The organism is Rhizobium sp. BK661 (assembly GCF_024808825.1).
Classification (GTDB): domain Bacteria; phylum Pseudomonadota; class Alphaproteobacteria; order Rhizobiales; family Rhizobiaceae; genus Rhizobium.
On sequence record NZ_JANTYT010000026.1, the window covers coordinates 11,471 to 29,230 of the forward strand.

Consider the following 17,760-nt stretch of genomic DNA (forward strand, 5'->3'; position numbering starts at 1 on the left):
GAGTATCGCCGCGCTTTGCTTTCCCGGTAAGTACGTTACGGTAACACGCCTTCCGTGAAACGTTACATTTTCCGGAAATCTGATCCTTCAGCCTATGGGTTCAACTCGGGCAGGGGATGGCCACGCGCAGGGCGCTGTGGTTGCTGCCGCGGCAGCCTGTTTCGAGTAATCGCCGCTGCAAGCGCGGCCCGATCAAGCGTCTCGTTATGCGAACCAGGCGCGTATAACAGCCGGTCGAGTTGTTGGAGCTGCCGCGAGAGATCGTCGTCCCCGCGGGCTGCTGTCCATGCAGAACCTGTTCGATAGCCGATAGCTCGGCACCAACCGTCAAAAGAGGCGTAGATGTCCTGTGGGGCTCCGTTCTTGACGGCATGAATGAGCCGGCGGAAAAGCTGCGGTTCGGAACTGGCCCGTATCCGCTGCTGCCGCGCGAACCACTGCTGCACCGGTGGGAACCAATGGCGGACACAGATGAAGACGGCGCCTAGTGCGATGAGTGACAAGACGGTGACGGCGATCGCGCGCATCGAACGCTGCTGCACGGGCGCTGCGGGATCGCTTGATTGAACTTGCGGTGCAATGCCCTCGGTCGTCGGGGGTGCGTCGGCCACGGTCAGGGCAACGGCAGGCAGCGAAGCAGTTTTGCTCGACTTGGCCTCGGTGTCGAACCAACCGAGGCTGATTGGCGGGATCTGAAAGGATCCCGGCGCTTCGGCAACGTAGGTGACGCTCTCCGTTCGCGAGCTTCCCACAGCCCGGTCACGGGTGACGCCATCAGCCAGCTGCGGCGACTGCGTATAGGTTTGCAGACCCGGTGCCTGCGCGATCTCCAGCGGCGGGATCATCATGGCTTGGGTGTTCTCGGCAAAGATGACCACGGTTCGCACGATGGCCTCGCCTGCCTTCAGCTTGGCAGGATCGCGATCGAACGATTGGGTGATGGTCACACCGCGGGCGGCAAAAGGTAGCGTCGTGCCGTCGCTGCCGGTCGGAGACGCAGCTGTAAATTGCGTCGGCGGCAGTTGCGCTGTGCCGTGCACGAACTTGCCGTCATCGGAATAGCTGAATTCGATCGTTGCCGGAGGGAGGGCGAAGGTGCCGGCCACCTCGGGCACGATCGCATAATCGCGGCGGATGCCGGAATATTGCACGCCATCAATCGTTTCCGTGATGTTCTGAGCACGCTCGTCAGGCAGCGTCACGAGCGCGTTCGGAACGTCAAACAACGGAAACTGCGGCGGTGAGGTGAAGAAATTCGGTGCAAAGACGTCGACCGTGACCCGCACCTGCTGCCCCGGCACGATGCTGTCGCTGTCGTTGATCGTCACACGTGCAAAGGGCTCGGCGGCGAAGGCGGTGCATGCCGTCGAAGCAAAGATCAATGCAGCCCAGATGATCCTCACGGCTTCTTCTCCTGCACTTCGATCGCGAACTTTCGCGCCATCAAATCGGCGGGGCTCACCTGGAGATTTTTCATCCACATCTCGGAGGTCTGCTCGGCAACATCGACTTGTCCAGCCTTGCCCTTTTTTCCCTTGTCGTCGAACTTGACCTCGTCCGGCTTCTGGTTCGGATCTTGCTGCTGCTCTTGCTCTTCGTCCTTTTGGGTCGCCAGCAGGTTCTCGGCAATCGCCAGATTGGCCTTCGCCTCCGGCCACTCCTTTCGTTTGTCTAGCGCCTTCTTGTAGGCCGTGACCGCCTCTTCAAACTTCGAAAGAAACAACAGGGAGTTTCCCTGATTGTACCAGCTTTCGGCGCTGTCGACCGCGGCGAACGCATCGACGGCCTGTGCGAATTTACCGGCGCGATAGAGCGCTACGCCGCGCCACATCGGATCGTGAAAGCGAGTTGCCGCATCATCGTAGTTGCCACGCTCGAACGCGATCCTCCCTTGTTGATCAGGCGTCAACCACATGTCAGCGAAGCCTGCGGCGTGTGAAGAAGTCGGCATAAATACAAGTCTTGCCAAGATAAACGCCGTTCCGAGCCGGACGACCCATCCCCTCCGGAAGGTTAACGCGAAGAGCACCGCCGCCGGTGCAAGCAGCAGCCAGCCGGCATCCTTCCAACGGTCGCCTTGCGCCGATTTCTTCTGCGCGAAATTGGTTGCCACGCGCTGCGTTATCCAGCGGACGTCCGTGTCGTCATCGGTGATTGTGGCGACATCAACGCCGGTCAGCGCGTGCAAATTTTTAAGCGCGTCGATATCGAGCTTGGCAAAAACGCGGCTGCCTCCGGTGCCGGTGAGAAAGCCTCCGTCCGCTGTCTTGACAGGACCGCCTTCGGCCGTGCCGACGCCGAGGATCAGGATGCCGTTGTCTGTTTTCCGCTTGAATGCGTCGAAAGCGTTCTGCTCGACGCCATCGGTGATGAAGACAACGGTACCGGCCACGCCGCCTTCGGAGAGTGCCTGTTCCGCCGTGGTAAGCGCTGCCGCGGTGTCCTTGCCGTCGACCGGCATGATGCGGGTAGCCAGCGCGTCGGTGTAGGTTTCGATCAGTGAGGAATCGTCGGTCAGCGGCAGCACGAGGTGGGCCGATCCGGCATAGGCGATGACCGCGGTCCTGGCGCCCTGCCTCTGCGCAATGATGTCTTTGATTTTCAACTTGGCGCGTTCAAGCCGGGAAGGCGTGAGATCGATCGCGTCCATCGTCGGCGACAGGTCGACGGCGAGCACCAGCGGTGCGGTATCTTCCACAAAGGGTGGCGCCTCGCGTTCCCAGGTCGGGCCGGCGGCGCCGAGGACGGCCAAGCCGAGTACTGCTGCAAGCAGCCAGGACGGGCGCACGCGAGTGCGCCCAGAAGCATCGACGATCAGCTTCTCCAGAAGATGAGGGGCAATCATATCCTTCCAGCGATTGCGGGCGTTGCTCGAGCGCGAGGCGAACCACACGATCCCGATCGGCAGGAGAATGGCAAGGAGCCACCAAGGGCGAAGGAAATGGAAATCTTCGATCATGCAGTGGACCTCCGAAGAAGCCCGCCCGCTGCGGCTGCGCAGTAATAGAGCGCGAGCACCGCAATCGCCGCGCCGAGCGGCCAGTGGAAGAGTTCGATGCGCGGCCGCCACGAGAGGTTCTTCTGATCCTCCGGGGTGATCTTGTCGAGCTCGTCATAGATCGCTGCAAGCTGGCTCTGGTCGCCACCGAAGAAGTAGCGGCCGCCGGTGTCGCTGGCGATCTTTTGCAGGGCCGTGGTGTCCAGCTTTTCTTCGCCGGTTGCGGCCGGATCGCCTATGCCGACCGCATGGATAACCACGCCCTTCTGCTTGGCTATGTCGGCGGCTTTTGCGGGCGGCATCTTGCTGGCTGTGTCGTTGCCGTCGGTCAGCACGATCAACACCTTTTCAGGCACCGTGGTGTTCTCAAACATCTTGATGGCAAGACCGATCGTATCACCAAGCGCGGTGCGTGGACCGGCCATCCCGGGCAGGGTTTCGGCAATCATGGCCTGAACCGTACGATGGTCCATCGTGAAGGGGACCAGCGGGTAGGGAGCGTCACCAAAGGCGATCAAACCGATGCGATCGCCCGGCCTCTTTGTAACGAAATCGGCGACGACGCTCCGGACTGCATCGACGCGTGGATGCGTCGTCCCATCGGGGGCACGGAAATCGCGGGTATCCATCGATTGCGAAAGGTCGAGAGCGAGCATCAGGTCACGCTGGGGTTCGACCTTCTCGATCGGCGGCTCGACGAATTGTGGGCGGGTGAGGGCGAGGACGATAAGGCACCAGGCGAGGGCTTCGGCAATCAGTTGCGGCCAACCGCGCCGGGCGATCACCGAGCCGGAGGTCGGCGTGATGCCGACTGCGCTTGCGACCTGGTCAAAGAAAGGCAAGCGAACGGATGCCGACGTTTCATGGTGGGCGGGCAACAACCACCAGACGATCAGGGGCAGTGGCAGCAACGCCAGCAGCCATGGATGATCAAGCTGATACATGATGCCGCTCGATCCAGTTGCGCGCACCGGCAATCAATTCGGCCCCGGTATTCGGTTGCGTCGCGCCGATCCCTTTGCTGGCGTGATATTCGAGATCGTCAAGCACGGCTTGCAGTGCCTGGCTGCTGGTACGATCACCATGGACTTCGAGAAACTTCACCCAGGCGGCCCCGGCGAGGGATGCAACGTCGTTGCGCGGCCAGCCGGCCAGGGCAACACGCTTCAAGAGCACTGCGAGGTCTTGAACGCCTGACTGCTGTGTCTCGGGATCACGGATCTTCGCCTCCACGCCGGCAAGTAGTGCCAGCGCGTCGCGCCGGTAGGCGTTGGCGCGATAGCGGCGAAGCCATAGTAGAAACACTGTGACAAGGATCAGCATCAGGATCGCCGCGAGGACGGCCCAGCCCCATGTCTGAGGCATCCAGGAGACTGCTGGCGGCAAGGATATGTCCTTGAGCGAGCGCAGCGCGGTTTCGGTCATTGGGTCCAACGGGGTGCCGGCGGGTTCCATGGTCATCGCCTCCTCTGGCGCCAGGCCGCCTGCTCCAGCAGCTTACGAAGTTGCGGGGCTGTCTCCTCCGCCGTCGAGACCGGCAGCATGGGAAGCCCAAGTTCGCGCTGCCATGCGCGCAGTTCCTCACCGCGTTCGCGTGCGAAGCGATCGATCGCCTGGCGTACGCTGCCCTTCCGCAGTGCGAGTTCCGCCTGAAGGTTGCCGCCGCTAACGACGATGTCGCCGGATTGCGGCAGTTCCAGCATGAAGGGATCGTATACGAGAAGGCAGATGACATCGTTGTGCGCGGAAAGGCGAAGCAGTCTGTCGCGGGTTGCCGCGGTGTGGCCGTCGAAGTCGCTGATGACAATGATGAGATGATCGTGATGTGCGATGCTGGTGACGCGTTCGACAACAGCGTCGAGCGCAGTCGGAGATGATGTTCCGGCAAAATCTGCATTCAACTCGGCATTCTGGGTCGCAATCCGGTCGGCAAAGCCAATCACTGCCTCCCGGCTGCGATGCGGGCGGATTTCGTCGATCCGCTCGTCATTAAAGACGAAGCCTCCAACACGGTCGCCCGAGCCGAGAATGCGCCAGGAGCAGAGCATGGCCGCCTCCGCCGCCGTCACCGACTTCATCGACCGCCGACTGCCGAAGAACATGTTGATGCGCTGATCCACGACGACCAGTGCCGGCCGCTCCTTTTCTTCGGAATAGACTCGGACGGCTGGTTTGGTCGTGCGTGCGGTGACGCGCCAATCGATCGTGCGGATGTCGTCACCCGGCAGATAGTCCCGCAATTCCTCGAAGGTCAGCCCACGGCCACGCATCGAGGATTGCATGCGACCGGCGAGCAGGCGGTGGCTCTTTGCCTTGTGGACGAAGCTCAGATCACGGGCGCGGCCTTCCAGGGCCACCAACTGGCTAGTAGAGACATGGACGCCTTCTGCATCAGGATTTGCCGGCATTGCGCGATCCTCACGAGACGGCCACGAGCTCGACGATGCGATTGATCACCTGGTCAGGCGTCGTGTTCGACGCATGCGCTTCGTAGGATAGAATGAGGCGGTGGCGAAAGACGTCTTTGACGATCGCCTTGACGTCATCGGGCGTCACGTAATCCCGGCCCTTGAACCAGGCGTAAGACCGCGAGACCTTGTCGAGACTGATGACGCCGCGCGGACTGATGCCGACCTGCAGAAGCTTCGCCAGGTCCTTGTCGTATTTGTCGGGATAGCGCGTGGCGAGCACCAGCGCGACGATGTAAGCCTCGACCGGATCGGAGACGGTGACTGCGCCAATTTCCTTGCGGGCATCGAAGACAGATTGCGGGTTAAGTTTCTGCTGCTCGGCAGGCTTTGTTCCGCCATGGGCAGCATTCTCCTCGTCCCGGTTCAAACGCATGATCGCCGCCTCTGACTTGCCATCGGGGTAGCCAACCTCGACATGCATGAGGAAGCGATCGAGTTGCGCTTCGGGAAGGGGGTAGGTGCCCTCTTGCTCGATCGGATTCTGCGTTGCCATGACCATGAAGAGGTCGGGCAAGGGATAGCTCTGTCCGCCGACCGTCACCTGCCGTTCCTCCATCGCCTCGAGAAGCGCTGACTGCACCTTGGCCGGTGCGCGATTGACTTCGTCGGCGAGGATCAGGCTGGCGAAGATCGGCCCTTGCTGGAACTTGAATTCCCCCTTGCCGCCTTCACTGAAATAGATCTCCGAGCCGGTAATGTCGGCGGGCAGCAGGTCAGGGGTGAACTGGATACGCGAAAGCTCTGCATCAAGGTTCTTTGCCAGGCTCTTGATGGCACGCGTCTTTGCGAGTCCCGGCAGTCCCTCGACGAGAAGGTGGCCGTTGGCAAGGAGGCCGAGCAGCAAGCGCTCGACCATTGTATCCTGCCCGATGATCGATTGGCCGACCCGTTTGCCGAGGTCGAGAATATCGTCGCGTGCCGTCATGGCTCCCCCTTGGGCAAATCGAGCGGGTCGTCAGAGATCGACCCGCTCTTGGTGGTTGCTACTTTCCAGTCGAGGGACCTTGCTCCATCGAGCGCATCAACGCATCGACCATCTGGTCGATGCTGAAGCTCGCCGATCGTTGGCTCGGAGGGTAGTCCTTGAAAGTCTGTAGGAAGGGAGCGACCCGGTATACGCCGTACTGAATGAGGTAGGCGTTCTTCGCCAGCCAGTCGTAGTACTGATCGGAGACGACATCGGCCCGTTCATAGGGATCCATGCGCAGGTTGAAGACCTTGGGCGCGCGGAGGCAGGTGAAGGGATTTGCCCAGACCACGAAGCCTCCCGGCTCTCTCTGTTCGCAGAAGACGATCTTCCAGTTGTTGTAGCGATAGGCGACGACTTCGCCGTCATCATTGAAATAGTAGAAGTCCTCGCGCGCCGATTTCGGCTGCTGTCCTGTCAGGTACGGCAGCTGATTGTAGCCGTCGAGATGGACCTTAAACTGGTTGCCGTTGATGCTTGCGCCATTGAGGAGTTGCTCCTTGACGTCGGGGTCGCCGGCTGCGGCAACCAGGGTCGGGAACCAGTCAAGTCCAGACATCATCTCGTTGGACACTTCGCCCGCTTTGACGTGGCCTGGCCAACGAACCATTGCCGGAACGCGGAAGGCGCCTTCCCAGTTGGTATCCTTCTCGCTTCTGAAGGCGGTCGTCGCCGCATCTGGCCAAGACCACTGGTTCGGGCCATTGTCGGTTGTGTAGACGACGATCGTATTGTCGGCGATCTTGAGGTCGTCCAGCGCCTTGAGGAGCTTGCCGACGTCACCATCATGCTCGACCATGCCATCGGCGTATTCATTGCCGGGCATACCGCTTTGGCCCTGCATGGATTCGCGAACGTGTGTGAACGCGTGCATGCGGGTCGTGTTCATCCATGTGAAGAACGGCTTACCCTCCTTGGCCTGCCGCTGCATGAAATCGATCGCAGCCGCCGTCGTTTCATCGTCGATCGTTTCCATGCGCTTGCGGTTGAGGGCGCCGGTGTCGTCGACCCTGCCGTCGGCGAACGAATGCAGGACTCCGCGCGGCGCGTTCGCCTTCACGAATGCCTGATCGTTCTTCGGATAATAGGGACGCTCGGGTTCTTCCTCGGCGTTCAGGTGATAGAGGTTGCCGAAGAACTCGTCGAACCCGTGTTGCGTCGGGAGGAATTCGTCACGGTCGCCGAGATGGTTCTTACCGAACTGGCCCGTGGCATAGCCGAGCGGCTTCAAGGCCTGAGCGATGGTGATGTCGCGCGCCTGCAGGCCGACTGTCGCCCCCGGGATGCCGACTTTGCAAAGACCGGTACGAAGGCAGACCTGGCCGGTGATGAATGTGGAGCGACCGGCAGTGCAGCTGTTTTCGGCGTAGTAGTCGGTAAACAGCATGCCTTCCTTGGCGATGCGGTCGATGTTGGGCGTCTTGTAGCCCATGACGCCCATCGAATAAGCGCTGATGTTCGTCTGACCAATGTCGTCGCCGAAAATGACGAGGATGTTCGGCTTTGCCGTATTCTGGGTTGGCGCCGCCTGCTGCGCATGCGCGGCTCCATAGCTGAGCGAGGTGGAGGCGAGGGCCAAGGCGAGTGCCGCGCCGGCGTGCCGAAGTCGCTTGGAGAGAGACGCACTCATCGTGATCTCCCTTGTCTTTTCAGGTCGTTCAACATTTACGCGCTCCTGATCGTGGGGCAGGCCGGGACTCGGCGCTGTAGAAAGCTCGTCAGACTTTTCGACAAGCTTACGTTCCCACTGAAGAGCATCACTCGGTAAGTACGTTACGGTAACAAGCGGGCGCCAAAACGTAACAGCGAGCGGAATGTGTCGGGCCTATTGGGTAAACGGCTGAGGTTTTAGGTCTCCCTGCAGCGTTTCGTCAGCCGGGCGCTTCTTTGCGTTCTGTATTGGCTGCTCGAGGACCGTCACTGGTGCTGCGACCGCTGTGGCCGCGACGTTGCCGATCGTCGTCACAGTGCCGCCGACCACTGCGGTCAGACCCTGGCCGAGCGAGACATTGGAATCCGTCAGCGTTTGCCCGGTGATGATGCGTTGGCCGATCAGCTGAACGATCTCAGGACTCTCGGCAAACTTACCGTGGTTCAGACCCTCGCCTTTCACCTTGGTAAGATCGATCGCGGTAATGCCCGCGGCTTCGAGCTTCGAGCGATAGGGCTCTACGGTCGGGTCGATCGCGCCGAGGCGTGAAACTTTACCGGTGATGAAGCTCGAGACGGCAAGGGCCTTGTCATCCTGCGATACGAAGATCGTGAATTTCGGCCTCGGCTCGCCCATCTCGGCAAACTGCTTGGCGAAGACCTGGATGTCGATATCAGGCGAGGCGAGAATGACGTTGTGGATCTTGCTGTTCACGTGTCCGTCGCGGATGCCCATCTGCCGCAGCGATTCCATGGTCAGCCAGGTGCCCATCGAGTGAGCGAGGATGGTGATGTCCTTGACGTCTGGGTCGGCGGCCAGTGTTCGCAACGCTTGCTCGAGCGCCGTGCGCGAATAGTTGGTGCTTTCCTTGTCGTATTCGTAGGCTGTGAGCTGAGCGCGTGAGGGCCACGTGAAGAGGATGGGAGTCGCGTGCATATCGGAATCGTGGACGATCTGCGCGAGGCGGAAAACGGAATCCTCGTATTTGTTGTTGAAGCCATGGATGAAGACCAGCGCGTGACCGCCTTGGATATTCTGGCGGAACCATGCACGCCCCTGCGGAACGGTATCGATCTCCTTGACGCTGGTCACGGCAAAGTCGGTCGCCGGATTCGGCGGCAGGCGCTTCGGCCATTGCACGGTGCCGGACGCGCGTTTCGGTGGTATCGAGACATCGACCGCCGTCAAGTAGGGCTTTGGACTGCGTTCGCCGTTAAACAGTGTTGCGGGATCGCCGGACGGCTCGCGAGTGGTCGCGACCAGCATGCTGACCTTGGTGGTGTTGGGTGTTGCCGCTGTCAGTGCAACAGGCGTCATGACCCCGCTTGGATGACCACAGCCTGCAAGAAGTGCGGCGACGAGCAACGGTACAAGTGTCCGAACAGTGCGGGCAGCAATCACGTTTCCGGTTCCCTCATTGAAAACGCAAGCACCTTACGGTGGCCGGGTTAAAGTGAAAGTACTTTACAGTAACCACACAGATGTTACGTGCAATTCGCGCGAGATGCACAGACCACACTAAGAGTTTTGAGCTGGTGTTACCGAACGGCAACGAGCCTTTTAGGATCGATCGATTTCTCAGCGCCACCCGCCGTCCTTGCGCCTCTCTTCCGTTGCCGTCCTTTGGCGCGTTTGTGAATTCAGTTCACAGATGCATGGAGCAAGTGACTGCTTATCACTGAAGTCCGATGCCTCCATATGTTCGCCAGTCAACCATGCCGGCGGACCGGCAGTCATTCGAGGCACATCATGCCAATTGCTCTTTTCGCTTTGACGATCGCGGCCTATGCGATCGGAACCACGGAATTCGTCATCGTCGGCCTGTTGCCGACTGTCGCTTCAGATCTCCATATCAGCCTGCCACTGGCGGGATTGATCGTCAGTGTTTACGCGCTCGGCGTCACGTTCGGGGCGCCGGTGCTGACGGCCTTGACCGGGCGCATCGAAAGAAAGCCGCTGCTTCTCGGCCTGATGGCGCTGTTCATCGTCGGCAACGGCATGGCAGCACTCAGCCCAAGTTATGCGCCCTTGCTGGTGGCACGCGTGCTATCGGCGTTTGCTCACGGTGTCTTCTTCTCGGTCGGCTCGACGATTGCAGCCGATCTCGTTCCCGAAAACCGCCGGGCCTCGGCGATTGCGATGATGTTCATGGGATTGACAGTCGCCATCGTCACCGGCGTTCCGCTCGGCACGCTGATCGGCCAAAACTTCGGTTGGCGCGCAACCTTCGCCGCCGTTGCTGGTCTCGGTGCGATCGCTTTTCTTGGCATTGCCGTGCTTCTGCCGTCGAACCTGAAAAAGGCGCCGGCTGCTACCATTGGTGACCAGATCCGGGTGCTCGGGAGCGGACGCCTGCTCATCGTCTTTGCCATGACCGCGCTCGGTTATGGGGGCACCTTCGTCGCCTTTACGTTCCTTGCGTCGATCCTGCAGGATATCACCGGCTTTGCGGCCGGTACGGTCAGCCTCATCCTCGTGGTCTACGGCATCGCGATCGCCATCGGCAATATCGCCGGCGGCAGGCTTGCCAACCGCAGCCCAGTCCGCGCTTTGACCGGACTGTTCATCGCCCAGGCGATTGTGCTGGTGCTGTTCAGCTTCACAGCTGCATCGCCTTGGCTGGTCGTTCCGACACTTGCCGCTTTGGGTTTCCTTTCCTTTGCCAATGTGCCAGGCCTGCAAATCTATGTGGTTCAATTGGCAAAGCAGGTTCGCCCGGCGGCCGTTGATGTCGCCTCGGCCCTCAATATCGCGGCATTCAACCTCGGCATTGCCGCGGGCGCATGGATCGGCGGCCTGGTGGTCGAGTCTCCCCTCGGCCTTGGGGCAACACCATGGGTCGGTGCAATACTGGTTGCCGGTGCCCTTATTCTGACACTCTGGAGCAGCGTCCTGGACAGCCGCTCCGCATCCGACGCCGGCACTGTAACGCAGGCCGCCTGACCGCGGCGGTGGCCCCGCAAATTTCCTTGGAGAGCGGCGGACGACGCGAGTCCCAATCGCGTCGTCCATCGATGTTTTCCTAGGAAGCATCAGGGCTAGCGGGAAGTGCAGTCAGGTGCTTTTCGCGAGGCTGCCAAATACTTCTTCTCGCAGTAGAATTTTCTCGTGAGGGATCACAATTCCCTTGCCTAGCGGCGACATACTGCGACATACTTATGCAGCTGACACCACCTGAAAGCACGCATCGAAATACCTTGCGATTTCCCGTTTTCTCGGAGCTGAGGTTCGATCAATGGTGTATCTGCCGCCTGGGGCAACTACTTCGTTCTTAAAGTTATTGATTGCCGTCTCTTGTTGGGCCTCGTTTTTGCCCAACCGAGCCGCCTACGCAAAAGATCCTTTTGCCGATTTTCCGGTGGTTATCAGCTGTGAAGTGAAGGGCACTTATCATGCCTTCTATTTGTCTAGGGTAACGAAGGACGGTACCGCGACTTACACAGCTTCGGACCGGATTGCGGGTACGATTACGCTGGACGGCAAAGCGAAGGCCATTGGCGGATTGGAGGGAGGAACCTGCGGAGGTAAGACCCTCGACGAACTGCGAGCGTCAGGGCAGGCGCACGACCTCAAGTCTTAGCCCCTCAACGTTGAGATTTCTGGGCGATTTTTGTTCAATAGACCGATGAATCGGCTGACTGCTGATGGGTTCCGTCAATCCAACGGGGGAATTCATGGACGACATATGTCCTGGCCCTTGGAACGTCTGTGTGCTCGCGCACACGGGTAAGAACGGCGCCCTTGAGTTCATCGGTACCGCCGAGGAGGCATTGGGGAAGCTAAAGAGCAATTGGCCTCGACCTGGGCCGGCTTTCGCGCTGGCGGTGGAAAGCTGCCAGGATGTCGTGCGGAGTTGGGCTCCAAGCTATCTCGCACGCATAGCCTTTGAGGAGGCTGTTCGGGAGGCGGGGCTTCATCTGTAGGTGGGGCTGGCGTGACGCAAAGAGGAGAAGCATGGAAGAGCTGCGAACTCCCTTTAGGGTAACGGCGGGCCGCTTTCTTCGCTCAGTGAGGATTTTCAGTTCTTCCGAGGTTGGAGGCGCGGCAAAGCTGCTGATGGCAGGCCTTGTGATATTGTTCTTCGCGATCAATGGGCTCAACGTGCTTAACAGTTTCGTCGGCCGAAACTTCATGACGGCAATTGCCGACCGCCAGGTTAGCGAGTTCGCTCGCCAGGCCGTCTTCTACGTCCTGGTGTTTGCCGGCTCCACCGCTGTATCGGTGTTCGCGCGCTTTACCGAGGAGCGCCTCGCGTTGCTTTGGAGGGGATTCCTGACACGCCGGGTCGTCAATCTCTATCTGACGGATGGAGCGTTCTATCGTCTCGATGTTTCGGGCAAGCTTTCGCATCCCGACCAGCGCATCTCGGAAGATATTCGCGCCTTTACCGTGACGACCCTGTCTTTCCTGCTGATGATCCTCAACAGCGGTCTGACGATCGTTTCATTTTCCGGCGTGCTTCTCTCCATCAATCCCGTGCTCTTCGCCGTTGCCGTCTTTTATGCCGCCGGTGGCTCCTTTCTTACGATCGGGCTGGGGCGGCGGCTCATCAAACTGAACTACGACCAGCTCGATAAGGAAGCGAGCTTTCGCGCGGGCCTTCTTCAAGTCAGAGAAAATGCCGAGCAGATAATGCTCACCGGCAATGGGCCGCAGCTGAAATCCTTCCTCGCAAGCCGACTTGATGATCTGATTGCGAACTTCCGCGTCATAACCTCAGTGAACCGCAATGTCGGCTTCTCCACGACGGGTTACAATTGGTTGATCCAGATAATCCCCGCCCTCATCGTTGCGCCGGCGTTCTTCCGGGGGGACATAGAGTTTGGCGTGATTACGCAATCGGCGGCTGCCTTCGCGATGCTGGTCGGTGCATTTTCGCTTATCATCAATCAATTCACGTCGATTTCAAATTTTGCCGCCGTCGTGGCACGTTTGAGCACGCTCTCGGAAGCAATAGAGAACTCGCAGCAGCAGGCCGGATCCGAAATTCGGATCGATCAAAGCGGGGAGGGACTATCCTACGAGAAGCTTACGATACGACCGGAGCCGGGCGGTTCGCCGTTGTTGCGTGAGCTGACGGTTACCATTCCGCCTCGGGCCCGTGTCCTCGTGACCTGCTTACGGGAGGAACAAGGCAGCGCGCTTTTCAGGGCGACCGCGGGCGTTACCTATTCAGGTTCCGGCGGAATTTTACGGCCCGCGGGTGATGGAATACGGTTCCTTCCGCAGCAGTCTTATCTTCCCCCGAGTACGCTTCGACAAGTGATTGTTCCGCCGACGGCGAGCGAAGAAATACTGGACGAACGAATTTCAATGCTACTTGCCGAATTCGGACTCGAGCGCATTTCTAGGGCAGAGGGATTTCAACAAGAAGTGGAGTGGCACACGTTTCTGACGCAAAGGGAGCAGCACCTGCTGATGCTGGCGAGCGTATGCGCAGCGAAACCGCGTGTCGTCCTGCTTGAGAGGACTGAGGTTGTGGTGGGCTGGGATACGCTTTTCCAGATTATCACGCGCTTCACGAATGACGGCATTGCCTGCGTCCACATCGGGAGCGCTGCCAGCATATCGGCCTATGATGCCATCCTGGACCTCGGCGATAATGGCGCATGGCAGTGGAGGAAAGCCGCATAGCCGTCCAACGGTGGCGGCACGAAAACCGAGACGACGAGAAAGTCGATAGGAGGCTGACGATGACGAATGCCGCTCTTTCAACCGACGATTATCAGGCAAAAGCCACTCCGCTGGGAGCCGACGAACTGCGCTTGATGGACGCCTACTGGCGCGCATCGAACTATCTTTCGGTCGGACAGATTTATCTGCTCGACAATCCGCTCCTGAAAGAGCCGCTCAAGCGTGAGCACATCAAGCCACGGCTGCTGGGCCACTGGGGCACGACGCCGGGCTTGAACATGCTCTACGTGCATTTGAACCGCGTGATCAAGCGCGACGACCTCAACATGATCTACGTGATCGGTCCCGGCCACGGTGGACCGTCACTTGTTGCACACGCCTACCTCGAAGGGACCTACAGCAAGGTCTACCCGAATATCGGCGAGGACGCCGAAGGGATGAAGGCTCTGTTCAAGCAGTTCAGCTTCCCTGGCGGAATTCCGAGCCATGTCGCTCCCGAAACGCCTGGAAGCATCCATGAGGGTGGCGAACTGGGCTATGCTCTGAGCCACGCCTACGGCGCGGCCTTCGACAATCCCGACCTGATTGTGGCTTGTGTCGTCGGCGACGGCGAGGCGGAAACCGGCCCGCTCGCCACGGGATGGCACGGCAACAAGTTTCTCAATCCGGCCCGCGATGGATGTGTGCTGCCGATCCTGCACCTCAACGGCTACAAGATCGCCAACCCGTGCTTCCTGGCGCGCATTCCCGAACCCGAACTGAGGAAGTTCTTCGAAGGGATGGGCTATGCGCCGCTGTTCGTCGAAGGACATGAGCCCGACAAGGTGCAGCAGCAATTGGCTGCCGCCATGGATACAGCCGTCGCAGAGATAAAACGGATCTGGGCGGAGGCGCGCGAGAAAGGCAATCTGACACGTCCGGCATGGCCGATGATCGTTTTCCGGACGCCGAAAGGCTGGACCTGCCCGAGCGAAATCGATGGCAAGAAGTGCGAGGGTTACTGGAGGGCCCACCAGGTCCCGATGGGCGAAATGGACAAGCCCGAGCACATCGAGATCCTGCAGCACTGGATGAATACCTACAAGCCAGAGGAACTCTTCGACGAGGGCGGCAAGCTGCGGGCAGAATTCGCTGCGTTGGCGCCGACGGGTCATCGCCGGATGAGCGACAACCTGCACGCAAACGGTGGGCTGCTGCTGCGTGATCTGAAGATGCCCGACTTCCGCGACTACGCCGTCTCGGTGCCGAGCCCCGGCGCGACCACGACCGAATCCGCGCGAGTCATGGGCAAATTCCTGCGCGACGTCATGAAGCTGAACCTGAACAGCAAGAACTTCCGGCTATTCAGCCCCGACGAGAACAACTCCAACCGCTGGCAGGACGTGCTTGAGGTTACGGACCGCTGCTACATGGCGGAGATCTACCCTGAGGACGATCATCTGTCGCCCGACGGGCGCGTCATGGAGGTGTTGAGCGAGCATCAGTGCCAGGGCTGGCTGGAAGGCTACCTCCTGACCGGACGGCACGGCTTCTTCTCCTGCTACGAAGCGTTCATCCACATCATCGACTCGATGTTCAACCAGCACGCCAAGTGGTTGAAGGTCTGTAACGAGATTCCGTGGCGGCGGCCGATCGCGTCGCTCAACTACTTTCTGAGCTCGCATGTCTGGCGCCAGGATCACAATGGCTTCAGCCACCAGGATCCCGGTTTCATCGACCATGTGGTCAACAAGAAAGCCGAGGTGATCCGCGTTTATCTGCCGGCGGACGCCAACACGTTGCTTTCCGTCACTGACCACTGCCTGCGCAGCCGCAACTACGTGAATGTCGTCGTTGCCGGCAAGCAGCCCTCACCGCAGTGGCTGACGATGGATGAGGCGATCAAGCATTGCGCGGAAGGCCTTGGTATCTGGGAATGGGCCAGCTCCGACAAGGGCAGCGAGCCCGATGTCGTCATGGCATGCTGCGGCGACGTTCCGACGCTGGAAACGCTGGCTGCGGTGCAGTTGCTCCGCGAACATTTGCCGGATCTGAAGGTCCGCGTCATCAATGTCGTCAATCTCATGAAGCTGCAGCCGTCGAGCGAGCATCCGCATGGCCTGTCCGATCGTGATTTCGATGCGTTCTTCACCAAGGACAAGCCGGTCATCTTCGCGTTCCATGGATATCCCTGGCTGATTCATCGCCTGACCTACCGGCGCACCAACCACGACAATCTGCATGTGCGGGGGTACAAGGAGGAGGGGACCACCACGACGCCCTTCGACATGGTCGTCCTGAACGAGCTCGACCGCTTCCATCTGGTTGAGGACGTCATCGATCGACTGCCGCAGCTTGGCGCCAGTGCCGCCTACTTCAAGCAGGCAATCCGCGAAAAGCTGATCGAACACCGGCAATACATCCAGAAGCATGGCGATGACATGCCCGAAATCAGCGGCTGGAAATGGGGGGGGCGGGGCCAGTCCACCGGAGCGCGAAGGACGTCGACGGAAGGCGACAATACATGAGCCGTCCAGCCTGCATATCTGGGGGAGCTCGGACGGGCAGGCTGCGATAAGCCCAAGATATCCAGGTCACTGCGGGCGACGCTCAGGCAGTGACTTGGATTTGGCAGCATGCGGCACTGCCAGAAAATGGAGCGCGAAGCTTTTTAATAGGTGAAGCCATGGTCGAGGTGCCTTTGACCGCGCCAAATCCGGATGCCCCTCCGAGCGACGAGGACTTCGAGCGATTGCAGTTCACGACGTTGCTCTACTACCTGCATTGCACCAACCCGGACAACGGGTTGGTGCGCGACAAGACCCAAGACGGCGCACCAGCAAGTATTGCCGCCATTGGCATGGCGCTTGCTACCATTCCGGTCCTGGTGGAGTGCGACATCATCATCCGGGAGTTTGCCGCCAAGATCGCCCGACGACGGCTGCATTTCTTGATGCGATGCCATCAAGGCCCTGAACCGGATGCGTCGGGCTACAAGGGCTTCTTCTATCATTTCCTTGACATCGAGACGGGGCGGCGGGTCTGGCAGTGCGAATTGTCGACCATCGACTCGGCGTTTCTGTTCGCCGGTGCTCTAACGGCCGCAACCTATTTCGATCGGGACACGGCTGACGAGGCGAAGATCAGGGAGCTTGCGGCGGCGCTCTACGAGCGGGCGGACTGGAACTGGGCGCGTGACCATGGCCCGACGCTGACCCATGGCTGGCGACCGGAAAACGGCTTCATTCCCTATCGCTGGCGTGGCTACGACGAGGGGCTGCTTCTCTACATACTGGGGCTCGGGTCACCAACGCACCCGCTGCCCCCGGAGAGCTACGCGGCCTACACAGAGAGTTACGAGTGGCGGAACATCTTTGGGCGTGAACTGCTCTATTCGGGCCCACTCTTTACGCATCAGCTTTCACAAATGTGGATCGATTTCCGCGACATCCGCGACGAATTCATGCGCGAGCACGGCAGTGACTATTTCCAGAACAGCCGCCAGGCTACCTTTGTGCAGCAGGAATATGCGATCCGAAATCCGATGCAATTCGAGGGCTATGGCGAGCACTGCTGGGGCTTTACCGCCTGTGATGGTCCCGGCTGGCGAACGCTGGAAACTGGCGGATATCGCCGGGAGTTCTTCGATTACATAGCGCGCGGCGCACCGTTCGGGCCTGATGACGGGACGGTAGCCCCCTGGGTCGTCGTGGCGTCTCTGCCTTTCGCACCCGAGATCGTCATTCCAACCGTTCGCAATTTCAAGGGCATGCAGCTGGGGATGAGGCGGCTTTACGGATTCAAGCCATCCTTCAATCAGAGCTTCAAGGACACGAGCAGTCCCACAGGGTGGTGGATCAGCCCCTACCATTTCGGCATCGATCAGGGGCCGGTGGCCCTGATGATCGAAAATTACCGCACCGGCTTCCTGTGGAAGCTGATGCGCGATTGCGAGCCGATCGTCCGCGGATTGCGCCGGGCGGGCTTCGACGGTGGCTGGCTCTAGGAGGGGCGCACGGCGAACTCTGCAGTTCGATCTCGAACGGATCGTCAGTGGATC

The 17,760-nt window shown here is 59.9% G+C and carries 14 protein-coding genes; 6 read left to right on the top strand and 8 right to left on the bottom strand.

Annotated features, from left to right (window positions below):
• Positions 1–92 precede the first annotated feature (92 nt).
• From FHX16_RS28190 to FHX16_RS28225, 8 genes are all read right to left on the bottom strand, one after another.
• Positions 93–1,403 (bottom strand): BatD family protein, encoded by a 1,311-nt coding sequence (locus FHX16_RS28190; protein ID WP_183861381.1) that lies wholly within the window; start codon positions 1,401–1,403, stop codon positions 93–95.
• Positions 1,400–2,959: a VWA domain-containing protein gene (locus FHX16_RS28195; RefSeq protein ID WP_183861379.1), complete on the bottom strand. Its 1,560-nt coding sequence runs from the start codon at positions 2,957–2,959 to the stop codon at positions 1,400–1,402. The genes FHX16_RS28190 and FHX16_RS28195 overlap by 4 nt, the downstream gene beginning before the upstream one ends.
• Positions 2,956–3,942 carry a VWA domain-containing protein gene (locus FHX16_RS28200; RefSeq protein ID WP_183861377.1) on the bottom strand — a complete coding sequence of 329 codons (987 nt, stop codon included), beginning with the start codon at positions 3,940–3,942 and terminating at the stop codon, positions 2,956–2,958. Before FHX16_RS28200 ends, FHX16_RS28195 begins: the two co-directional genes overlap by 4 nt.
• Positions 3,929–4,459: a DUF4381 domain-containing protein gene (locus tag FHX16_RS28205; RefSeq protein WP_183861375.1), complete on the bottom strand. Its 531-nt coding sequence runs from the start codon at positions 4,457–4,459 to the stop codon at positions 3,929–3,931. The genes FHX16_RS28200 and FHX16_RS28205 overlap by 14 nt, the downstream gene beginning before the upstream one ends.
• The gene (locus FHX16_RS28210; RefSeq protein WP_183861373.1) at positions 4,456–5,406 is read right to left on the bottom strand and encodes a DUF58 domain-containing protein; all 951 of its coding nucleotides are present in this window, start codon (positions 5,404–5,406) and stop codon (positions 4,456–4,458) included. Before FHX16_RS28210 ends, FHX16_RS28205 begins: the two co-directional genes overlap by 4 nt.
• Before the next feature lie 10 nt (positions 5,407–5,416).
• A complete protein-coding gene (locus FHX16_RS28215; RefSeq protein ID WP_183861371.1) occupies positions 5,417–6,394 on the bottom strand; it encodes a MoxR family ATPase in 978 nt (325 codons plus the stop codon).
• Positions 6,395–6,452: 58 nt separating this feature from the next.
• A complete protein-coding gene (locus tag FHX16_RS28220; RefSeq protein ID WP_183861368.1) occupies positions 6,453–8,066 on the bottom strand; it encodes an arylsulfatase in 1,614 nt (537 codons plus the stop codon).
• A gap of 195 nt (positions 8,067–8,261) precedes the next feature.
• Entirely contained in the window at positions 8,262–9,404 is a 1,143-nt protein-coding gene (locus FHX16_RS28225; protein WP_259131621.1) for an alpha/beta hydrolase, read from the bottom strand.
• 432 nt (positions 9,405–9,836) lie between these two features.
• Here FHX16_RS28225 and FHX16_RS28230 point away from each other — a divergent pair, with 432 nt between their 5' ends.
• From FHX16_RS28230 to FHX16_RS28255, 6 genes are all read left to right on the top strand, one after another.
• Positions 9,837–11,030: an MFS transporter gene (locus FHX16_RS28230; RefSeq protein ID WP_259131623.1), complete on the top strand. Its 1,194-nt coding sequence runs from the start codon at positions 9,837–9,839 to the stop codon at positions 11,028–11,030.
• A 292-nt stretch (positions 11,031–11,322) separates the two neighbouring features.
• Entirely contained in the window at positions 11,323–11,667 is a 345-nt protein-coding gene (locus FHX16_RS28235) for a hypothetical protein (RefSeq protein WP_183753967.1), read from the top strand.
• A gap of 94 nt (positions 11,668–11,761) precedes the next feature.
• Complete coding sequence (locus FHX16_RS28240; protein WP_259131626.1) at positions 11,762–12,010, top strand: DUF982 domain-containing protein; 249 nt, start codon at positions 11,762–11,764, stop codon at positions 12,008–12,010.
• A 31-nt stretch (positions 12,011–12,041) separates the two neighbouring features.
• Complete coding sequence (locus FHX16_RS28245; protein ID WP_259131628.1) at positions 12,042–13,721, top strand: ABC transporter ATP-binding protein/permease; 1,680 nt, start codon at positions 12,042–12,044, stop codon at positions 13,719–13,721.
• Positions 13,722–13,780: 59 nt separating this feature from the next.
• Positions 13,781–16,228, top strand: coding sequence for a phosphoketolase (locus tag FHX16_RS28250; protein WP_259131631.1), 2,448 nt, complete (start codon positions 13,781–13,783; stop codon positions 16,226–16,228).
• A 158-nt stretch (positions 16,229–16,386) separates the two neighbouring features.
• Positions 16,387–17,706 (top strand): glucoamylase family protein, encoded by a 1,320-nt coding sequence (locus tag FHX16_RS28255; RefSeq protein ID WP_259131633.1) that lies wholly within the window; start codon positions 16,387–16,389, stop codon positions 17,704–17,706.
• Positions 17,707–17,760 lie beyond the last annotated feature (54 nt).